This window comes from Cohnella sp. GbtcB17, from assembly GCF_019091135.1.
Lineage (GTDB): Bacteria > Bacillota > Bacilli > Paenibacillales > Paenibacillaceae > Cohnella.
The window spans coordinates 64,834-74,313 of the sequence record NZ_JAGXJW010000041.1 but is presented as its reverse complement, the minus strand read 5'-3'; the positions used below and the strand labels follow the sequence as shown (position 1 = coordinate 74,313).

Sequence of the window (9,480 nt, the reverse complement as noted above, 5' to 3'; positions counted from 1 at the left end):
CAGGCGCAGGTGCTCAACCTGTTCCAGGACCTGAAGCGCGAGCTGTCGCTGTCGCTGATCTTCATCTCCCACGACCTGCACGTGGTGGAGTATATGAGCGACGAAGTGATGGTCATGTACCTGGGCCGGGTGGTGGAAAAGGGGCCGACCGCGCGCATCTTCGGCGCCGCCGCGCATCCGTACACGAAGGCGCTGCTCGCCTCCGCGCCGTCGGTGGACATCGCGGAGCGGGCGACCGCCGACGGCCAGGCCGAGGCGGCGCTCAAGGGCGATCTGCCGAGCCCGCTTAATCCGCCGTCGGGCTGTCGCTTCCGCACGCGATGCCCGCATGCGATGGCGCGCTGCGCCGAGGAGGCGCCCGCACTGCGGGAGCTCGCGCCGGGACACACGGCCGCGTGCTTCCTGCTCGAAGGGGATACGGCGGCGGCTGCATTGGCACCAACCGTTTAACTTTAAAATAAAGGAGAGATAGAAAAATGGCATACGAGAACATCGTGACGGTAGCGACGATCAACTTCAACGCGGAGTGGGGCAACAAGGCGGGCAATCTGGCCCGCATCAAGGAATACATGAAGGCGGCCGCCGAGCGCGGGGCGAAAATCATCCTGTTCCCCGAGATGGCGCTGACCGGCTACAACGTGGACAACGACGGCATCGCGATGCAGCAGCGGGACGCCGAGACCGTGCCAGGCCCGTCGTCCGAGTCCCTCGCGGATATCGCCAAGCTGTACGGCGTCTATGCCGTCGTAGGCCTGCCGGAGCGCGACGCCAAGTCGTCCATCCTCTACAACTCCGCACTCGTCGTCGGCCCGGAAGGCATCGTCGGCTGCTACCGCAAGATTCATCCCGCCGGCAAGGAATCGCTCTGGGCGAAGAAAGGCAACGAGCCGCTGATGTTCGATACGCCGTGGGGGCCGGTCGGCGTCGGCATCTGCTTCGACACGTACTGCTTCCCCGAGCTGTTCCGCTACTACGCGGCACTGGGCTCCCGCCTTTATTTGAACCCGACAGCCGTGCACAACATCGACGGCTGGCAGGATTTCTACTACACGCTGCTCAAGGCGCGCGCGATCGAGAACGGGCAGTTCCTGGTCAGCTCCAACCTGGCGGGACCGGACAAAGACATGCTGTTTCCCGGCGGCAGCCTGGTGGCGGGACCGAAGGTTACCGGCATCGGATCGACGTATTACGCGGAGCCGATCGAGCATGAAGAAGCGCTGCTGCTGGCCACGATCGACCTGTCGATCTCGGACAAAGCGCGCAAGCTGCTGACGTTGTACAACGCCAACCCGATCACGGGCGTACCGGACTGGCGGCCTGATATTTACGTGGATCTGCTGAAACGGCTGGAGGACAGCGAGAAATGGGGCGGCAGCAAAAAGCCGGAGATCGCGGCGGTCGGGTGAGCGAAGCGAAATGATGGAGAGCGCGCGGGAATTCATATCCCGTCAGCGCTCTTTTTTGCGCGCAAAACGCGGCAGCCGCGACACATCTTCCAACCTCATGGTTACTTCCCCAAACTTGTTTTTCCGCCGCGATCTGCGCTCGCTTGCGCACTAACCTTGCAACTTTAACCCACGCTTCGCGTCCTTATAGTCGAGAGCATGCTCACTGGAGGCCGATTGACAGAAGACTTGTGGAGGAGGAGCATTCATGTCCAACATAGCAAAAAAGATTACGTTATTCGCATCGTTTACTGCGTTCGCGGTCGGCATGGTCATGCCTGCAACCTTGGCGCCTGCAGGCGCGCAAGCGGCAAGCCCCGATACGCCGGTCTTGGTCGTCGACCCGGCGCCGGACGCCGCGAGGCTGGACCTCATCCGGCACGAGATGAAGATTAAGCTGAACGGCTCGGGTGCTACGCTGGACGGCAAGACGGTCGCGACAGCGAAGCCGATTCTGAAGGACGGCCGGGTCTATGTGGCGCTGCGCACGCTCAGCCAGTCGGGCGCGGTATCGGCGATCGCATGGGACCCGAAGCTGAAGCAGGTGCGCGTCGCGGCGAACGCCAAGATCAATCCCGGCCTGACGGAGTTGAACTTCCGCATCGGCTCGGACCATGTCTACGACGGCGAAGGGAATATGCTGCCGCCCGACTTCTATACGACGCCCAAGCCGTTCCTCGCGAACGGAGTCGCTTATGTGCCGGTGAAGGCGCTGGCTTGGCTCGGACTGTCGGCGGCGACGGCGGACGGCCAGGTCGTCTGGAAGTGGAGCGAGAAGACCGCGCAGGTCATGCGGGCTTCCTGGGATACGAACGAGGCGAAGACGACGTTCACCGTGCTGTATCGCAAGGAGCTGTACGCGCCGCAACTGATGGCATCGACCGGGGCAGGATCCTGGTCGGGCGGCTCGGACGGCAGTCAGGTCGTCGCCAAGGACATCATGATCGACGGTCACCTGTACAACCGCATTCGGTTCACGGCGCAGCTGCATCCGGGCATCAATATTTTGCAGGCGGCTCCTGTCGGATCGAGCGGCGCGGAGTTCAAGGTCGTACGGCATGTCGACGATCCGAGCACCGTACCGGTCAATCTGACGGAGGAAGCGCGTAACTACCTGAAGGTCGAGGCGCCGACGTCTGGCTTCGTGGAGACGAAGGCGGGGACGCCGATCCCGATAGCCGGCAAAGTAAGCGATCCGCATAACCTGGGCTTCGACAAGGTGACGGTCGTCATCCAGAAATATGTGCCGCAAGGCGCGGGATTCGCACACCAGGTATACAAGACGGTAGGCAAACAGGACCTCGCGATCAAGGACGGCGCCTTCAGCGGATCGATCACGCTTAAGGAAGCTGGCTCCTACTGGATCGCGATCAATAGCCCCGCCTATATCCCTTTCCCGGAGAGCGGACTCTCGGCTACCCAATGGGCGGACTTTTTCGTAGAAGCGGAGTGAGTAGGGCAAATTCGGCGCTGACGCAAAAAAATAGGAACCTCGGAACCCGTTCGCGAGCGAAGCGAACGGGTCTTCTTTATGCCCCGAATTTGATCTATTCGCCGTTTCCGATCACCTCTTTTTTACCTTTCTCACGATTTGTGAAGTTTTTAATAAATACAGGGATAAACGCAATATCCGATGCTATTCCGAGGCTTGACGGTCCGATATCGTTAGGTATGCAATTCATGAAAGTCGCGGAAAGGAGGAATTTATGGATACGCTTTCAATAAAAGGGTGAGCGTCGTGATGCCATGCGCAAGCGATCGAACGGTGCTTCAGGTTTGAATCGATTCGAATTCAAAATGGGATGAAATCCCGGGAGAGGCGGATGCTCTTAATGCGTATGCAGTTCAGGCAAGGAACGGCGGCGGGTTTGGCAGCGGTCCTGTTGTTTAGTTTGTTGGCCAACTTGTTCGCGAGCCGCGCCGTCTATGCGACGGATTCTTTAAGCGGCCAAGACTTGATCCCCAATGGCGGCTTCGAGCAGGTCGAGAATGGATTCCCTACAGGCTGGCAGGCCATGTCGGAGGCGGGCGCGTCGCATATCGCCTCGGTCACCTCCAACGTCTACGAAGGGACGAAAAGCTTGAGGCTTTACGACGACGAAGTCGGCGGCAACCGGGAAGTCGGGGTGAAGCTGAAAAATATTCCGATTCAAGCGGGCGAGAGCTATTCGGTCAAGCTCAAGGCCAAGGTCGTGCAAGGAAAGATACACCTTCTGGCCAGGTACTACAGCACGGACGGTACGTCTCAGCAGACATTCGCGGAACTGAGCGCCGCGCCTGACTGGCAGGACCTGTCCTTGACTGTGACGCCGCCGCAGGCGTACAGCGATCATATGGATATATTCATCTACGAGCGGGACTCCGAGGATCATTCGTTGACGTACATCGACGCCTTCTCGATGTCGAGAATCGCGCGCGCCATGGTCGCCAACGGCGGCTTCGAGGACAATCCGACCGGCGTTCCGACGGGCTGGACGCCTACAGTGAAAGATCAGACCTCGGGCATCACTTCGGTCACCTCTGAGGTATACGAGGGGGCAAAAAGCGTCATGCTGCGCGATGAAGGGGGCAGCGAACGAGAAGTCGGAATCATGTCCGGCAATATCCCGGTTCGCTTCGGCGAGAGCTATAACGTCAAGTTGAAGGCTAAAGTCGCCCAGGGCAAGGTTAATTTAATTGTACGTTATTTTAACGCGAGCCATATTTCCGTCTCCCAAGATATTCGTACGCTGAGCGCCGCGGCCGGCTGGCAGGATCTGTCCTTGACCGCTACGCCTCCGCAAGGGTACAGCGACCATGTGGTCATTTTTATCTATGAGCGACTGCAAGAGTCGCCCTCCTTAATCTATATCGACGACTTCTCCATGACGCAGGCCGCGCTTCCGCTAGGCACCAACGGCGGCTTCGAGGACAATCCGTCCGGCGTTCCTGCGGGATGGGAAGCGACAAAGCCCGCCGACGCGTCGCACATCTCCGCGGCCGACGTCAACGTCTACGAAGGAACGCGCAGCCTGGAGATCCAAGACGACCAGGACGGCGGCAACCTGGAGGTCGGCGTGAAGGCGACGAATATCCCGATTCAGATCGGGGAGAGGTATTCGATCAAGCTGAAGGCAAAGGTATTGACGGGGAAAATTCAACTGCTCGCCCGATACTATGACGCGAGCGGAAACGCTGAACAGTCGCAAGCGGTACTGAGCGCGGGCGCCGGCTGGCAGGATCTGTCCTTGACCGCGACGCCGCCGCAGGGGTACGGCCATCATATGGACATTTTCATTTACAAAAGGGCTGTCGAGGATCACACCCTGGCGTATATCGATGACGTGTCCGCCGTACGGATCGGAGGCTCGCTGATCGCGAACGGCGGCTTCGAGGATAACCCGACGGGTTGGGTCGCTATGGATAAAGCGCAGGAATCGCGCATTACCGCGAACGCCGACAACGTCTATGAAGGAACCAAAAGCGTGAAGCTCCATGACGAAGGCGGCGACAAACCAGGCGACGATCAAAGGCAGGTCGGCATTCAGCAAGACAACATTCCGATCGAACCCGGCGTGACCTATTCGGTCAAACTGAAGGCCAAGGTGGTGGAGGGAACGCTTCATCTGCTTGTACGCTATTACGATGCCAATGGGAAATTTCTACAGCAAAAGGGGGCCGAGATTTACGCGGGACCGTCCCGATGGCAGGATTTGAAGGCGACCATCGTGTCGCCCGAGGCTAGCCATCATGCGATGATTCTGATCTATGACAGAGCGGAAGAGCAGCCGACGCTCGCTTATATCGACGACGTCCGCATGATTGTGACGGACGGCCTTTGGCCTGAAGATCTGACTCCGGCCACCTTTATGCCTTTCCGTCCGGCGGACGGATTGACGTCGACGCAGAATGCGCCCGATTTTTCGTGGCCTTACATCGAGAGCGCCGACAAATACGAGCTGCGCATCGGCAAGGACGCCGGCTTCTCCCAGCTGGCGTACAGCAGAGCCGACTTGAAAACCAATATTCATAATCTGCCGGCCCCGCTGACGCCGGGCGCCACCTATTACTGGCAAGTCCGGTACCATGAAGCGGCAGGGTGGTCCGCCTGGAGCGACAGCCGCCGATTCCGCATCACGCCCGATGCCGTAGAGTTTGTCGTACCCGATGTCGAGAAGCTCATCGGCCAAGTGCCGAAAAATCACCCCCGGGCGTTCACGAACGAGGGGGATTTGGAGGACTTCCGCGAGCTTAGCGAGGGCGTCGGCAAGCCTGTCTACGATGCTGCGCTCAACTTGGCGAAGGAAGCCCTGAAGGCGCCGAATGAGTGGTCATTCCCTAAGGATCCCGAATTCGACCCGAACATCCCGGAGAATTCCTTTGAAGATCAGACCCAGAGGCAAAATATCAGAAACGCAACGTTGAAAGAAACTAAAAGAATGACGTCCGCCGCGCTTATCTACCTCGTTACCGGGCAAGCGGCTTACGGCGAATTTGCCAAGAGGGCCATGCTGAATCTGACGACCTGGGACATTAACGGCGGAACGAGCTACAAGAATGGCGATCAATCGCATCGGGAGATCGCGCTGCAAAGCGCGATTGCCTACGACTGGATCTACCCGCTGTTCGAAGGCGAGGCGCATAAGCAGGAACGCGAGCAGGTGCTGACCATGATCGCCGACCGTACGCAGGTCATGGTCGACGATATACTTGACGAGAATTCGACGATGAAAAATCCATGGAATTCCCATGGCGGAACGGCGACCGGGCATACCGCGATCATCTCGATCGCGCTGCTGAACGACAGCACCGCCGTACACGGCGAACCGATCTCGGTCAAGGCGCGCGATTGGTTCCGTACGGCCGTACCGGTCCGCATCAACATCTTCACGCCGGTCGGCGGCGAAGAGGGCGGCTGGGCGTCGGGCACGGGCTATTGGCAGTACTCGAATGTCGCGGACAAGATGGTCGCCGACGCGATCCTGACCGGCACGGGGGTCGATCTGTATCAAAAATCGTTCTCGCGCAACGAGTCTTTGTTCGGCTTGTACTTCCTGCCTAACGGTCAGAACAACGGCGTATTCGGCGACGATACGACGCACGGCATCAGTCCGCCTACCGTGAACAGTTCGCTCCGTCTCGCCGAGATGAACAAGGACCCGCACATGCAGTGGTACGCCAACTCCACGGATACCCAGCGGGATCTGGGGGATATTTACTTCCTGTACAGTTATCGGTACGGAGACGCCAAGCTGGAGGAACGTCCACCGGTCGACTTGCCCACCGCGAGGTGGCAGAAGGACGTCGATTGGGTGGCCATGCACTCCAGTCTCTACGATCCGGACCGGATCTCGCTTTACTTCAAGTCCAGCCGCTTCGGGAGCTACAACCATAGCCACGCGGACCAGAACAGCTTCGTCATTAACGCGTACGGAGAGCAGCTGGCGATCGACGCCGGACACTTCGACCAGTACAACAGTGCCCATGACATCGGTTACTACAAAACCACGCTCGCGCATAACGCGATCACGTACGACGGCAACAAGGGGCAGCGGAGGGCTGATTTAAGCGCCGCCGGCAAGATCACCGGCTTTGCCACAAGCAGAGCCTTCGACGCGGCCGTGGGCGACGCAACGCAGGCGTACAACACGTACAGCACGAAACCGCCCATCCCGGGGCTGGCCCAAGCCCAGCGGAGCATTATTTACGTGAAGCCGGGGATGTTCGTCGTCGTCGATAATCTGAAGGCGGCCGACCCGGCAGGCTCCTCGTTCGAGTTCTTGCTGCACGCCGACAAGAGCCTGAAGCTGGATAACGACAAGCAGGGCGCGATCATCGAGCAGTACCGAGCGTCGCTGCGGGCGAAGTTCCATTATCCGACAGTTGAAAAAGCGGAGTGGACCGATCAATTTTTGGATGCCGACGGCGTTCAGGTACAGCCGAAAGGCAGCTTCGCGAACGTTTTGCAGCAGCATGCCAAGTTCACGTTCCCGAAGGCGCAGAGCCAGACGCTAATCTCGACGTTCGAGCCTTACCGCGCCGGCACGCAGCCGAAGGGCACCGTCGCCTCGGTGACGTACGGAAGCTACCAGCGTCTTACGTTCGCCGACAACACCGACGTCTATGTCCGGCTGTCCGACAGCGGGCTCGTACAAGCGGGGGACGTGCAGTTCGACGGCATCGCCGCCGCGGTGAAGGGGGACGACGTCCTGCTGGTAGGCGGGACGAAGCTGATCAAGGACAAGGTCACGCTGATCCAGTCCGATCGACCGGCCACGATCTCGCTCAACGCCGACGAGCTGTCCATCTCGGGCGATAGCCAGGTTCAGGCAGCGATTTATGCGCCCGACGCGAGCGTGCTGGTCGACGAAAAGTACGTATCCGTTCCGCAGGGCGGCAACGTGGCGGAGGCGGTCCTCGCGAGGGGCGTGCATTGGAGCAAGTCGGGCGGTGTGCTGACGGTAACGGGCGAGCGCGGGGAGCACCGCTTCAAGCTCCATCCGGCGCAGCCGCCAGGACCGAAGGACCCCGTCACGCTAAGCGTTGAAGTCGACGGCAAAACAACGAACGTGGCGCTGGAGGCATACGGAACCGATGACGAAGGGACCGCCGCGTGGGGTCGGCTGAGTGTGTCGGCGGGCGTCTACGATGTGCTGGAGAGTCCGGAAGGATTGACGTTCCAGAACTTCGGCTCGCCGAAGACGCCGATGTTCCTTGGCGATAACCCGAAGGTGATCATGCGGGGAACCGGGGGGACGCTCCGCCTGAAGACATCCGGTTCCCGCAAATCCACGTCATCGGAGCAACGCGACGACTTTGACGCCGTCAAGAACGAGCTCGCGTCCTTCAAGGAGGCGGAGCACTTTCTGACGACCGGCGGCTCGGGCAAGTTCGACGTCTATACGACGCGGGGCTTCCTGTCCAACGGCACGGGCGTCGCGAACTGGGCGACGACCGGTCAAAATATCACCTGGCGGCTGAATGTGCCCGAATCGGGCCGGTACGACGTGGTGCTCAAATACGTCGGCGGCTGGGATCGAAACGACGACTTGTTAGCCACGAAGCGGGCACTGAAGCTTGGGGATGGCGTATATACAACGAATATCAAGAGAACCTTCGACTGGGGCACGGAGCATAAATACTGGAAAGCCGTGCGGATCGGAACGGGACAATATCTGGCGAAAGGCACGGCAGACCTGACGATGTGGCACGTGTCGGGACCGATGAATCTGGATTGGGTCGGTCTCATCAAAGTGGGGGACGGAGAGAGCGCGGATAAAACCGCGCTTGCCTCCGGGATCGCAGACGCGCAGTCCCTGAACGAGGAAGAGTATGCGCCTGCGTCTTGGACGGCGTTGCAGGAGGCTTTGGCGCAGGCGAGCACCGTCCATGCGGCGGCGAATGCGACGCAGGCGCAAGTGGACGAAGCGATAGCGACTCTGCGGGCCGCACAAGCCGCGCTGGAGCCGCTGGCGGCCGACGTTCCGGGTAAAGCGGCGCTCTCCAGCGACAGCGGCCATGCCTCGGGCCTGCACGACGGGAATTACAAGATTGCCATGAACCTGTGGTGGGGCACAAACGGCACGCATTATACCCTGTACGAGAACGGGACGGCGATCGATACGCAGCGGCTCCCGGACGGTTCGCCGAATGCGCAGCATGCGGAAACGGCCGTATCGGGCAAGCCGAACGGCACCTATGCGTACACATGCGAACTTCGCAACGCGCGCGGAACGACCGCATGCGATCCCGTCACGATCGTCGTCAAGGACGCGAATCCCGGCAAGCCGGTGCTGTCCCACAATAATTGGGACGAAGACGGGGAATACCGGATTACCATGAACATGTGGTGGGGGACCAACGCTACGGCATTTAAGCTGTACGAGAACGGCGAATTGATCGACACGCAGCAGTTGACGGCTAACGGTACCGCGGCGCAAACGGCCGGCACCTCCGTGACGGGTAGAGCGCCCGGTATCTATCGCTATCAAGCCGAGCTCGTCAACGCATCCGGCACGACGGCCAGCGACATCCTGACGATTACGGTGAAATAGCG

4 protein-coding genes are annotated in these 9,480 nt (G+C 59.9%); all 4 read left to right on the top strand.

Annotated features, from left to right (window positions below):
• Positions 1-450, top strand: a 450-nt coding sequence (locus KVT38_RS21760; protein ID WP_368859147.1) for an oligopeptide/dipeptide ABC transporter ATP-binding protein, incomplete at its 5' end; no start/stop codon positions are given.
• Positions 451-476: 26 nt separating this feature from the next.
• Complete coding sequence (locus KVT38_RS21755) at positions 477-1,406, top strand: carbon-nitrogen hydrolase family protein (protein WP_217595848.1); 930 nt, start codon at positions 477-479, stop codon at positions 1,404-1,406.
• Between the two features lie 247 nt (positions 1,407-1,653).
• Positions 1,654-2,898, top strand: coding sequence for a stalk domain-containing protein (locus KVT38_RS21750; RefSeq protein WP_217595847.1), 1,245 nt, complete (start codon positions 1,654-1,656; stop codon positions 2,896-2,898).
• Between the two features lie 379 nt (positions 2,899-3,277).
• Positions 3,278-9,478, top strand: coding sequence for a carbohydrate binding domain-containing protein (locus KVT38_RS21745; protein ID WP_217595846.1), 6,201 nt, complete (start codon positions 3,278-3,280; stop codon positions 9,476-9,478).
• Positions 9,479-9,480: the final 2 nt, after the last annotated feature.

Bases quoted from the DNA above. Each gene is read 5' to 3' on its own strand.
- KVT38_RS21755 (WP_217595848.1), top strand. From the start codon at position 477: ATGGCATACGAGAACATCGTGACGGTAGCGACGATCAACTTCAACGCG.
- KVT38_RS21750 (WP_217595847.1), top strand. From the start codon at position 1,654: ATGTCCAACATAGCAAAAAAGATTACGTTATTCGCATCGTTTACTGCG.
- KVT38_RS21745 (WP_217595846.1), top strand. From the start codon at position 3,278: ATGCGTATGCAGTTCAGGCAAGGAACGGCGGCGGGTTTGGCAGCGGTC.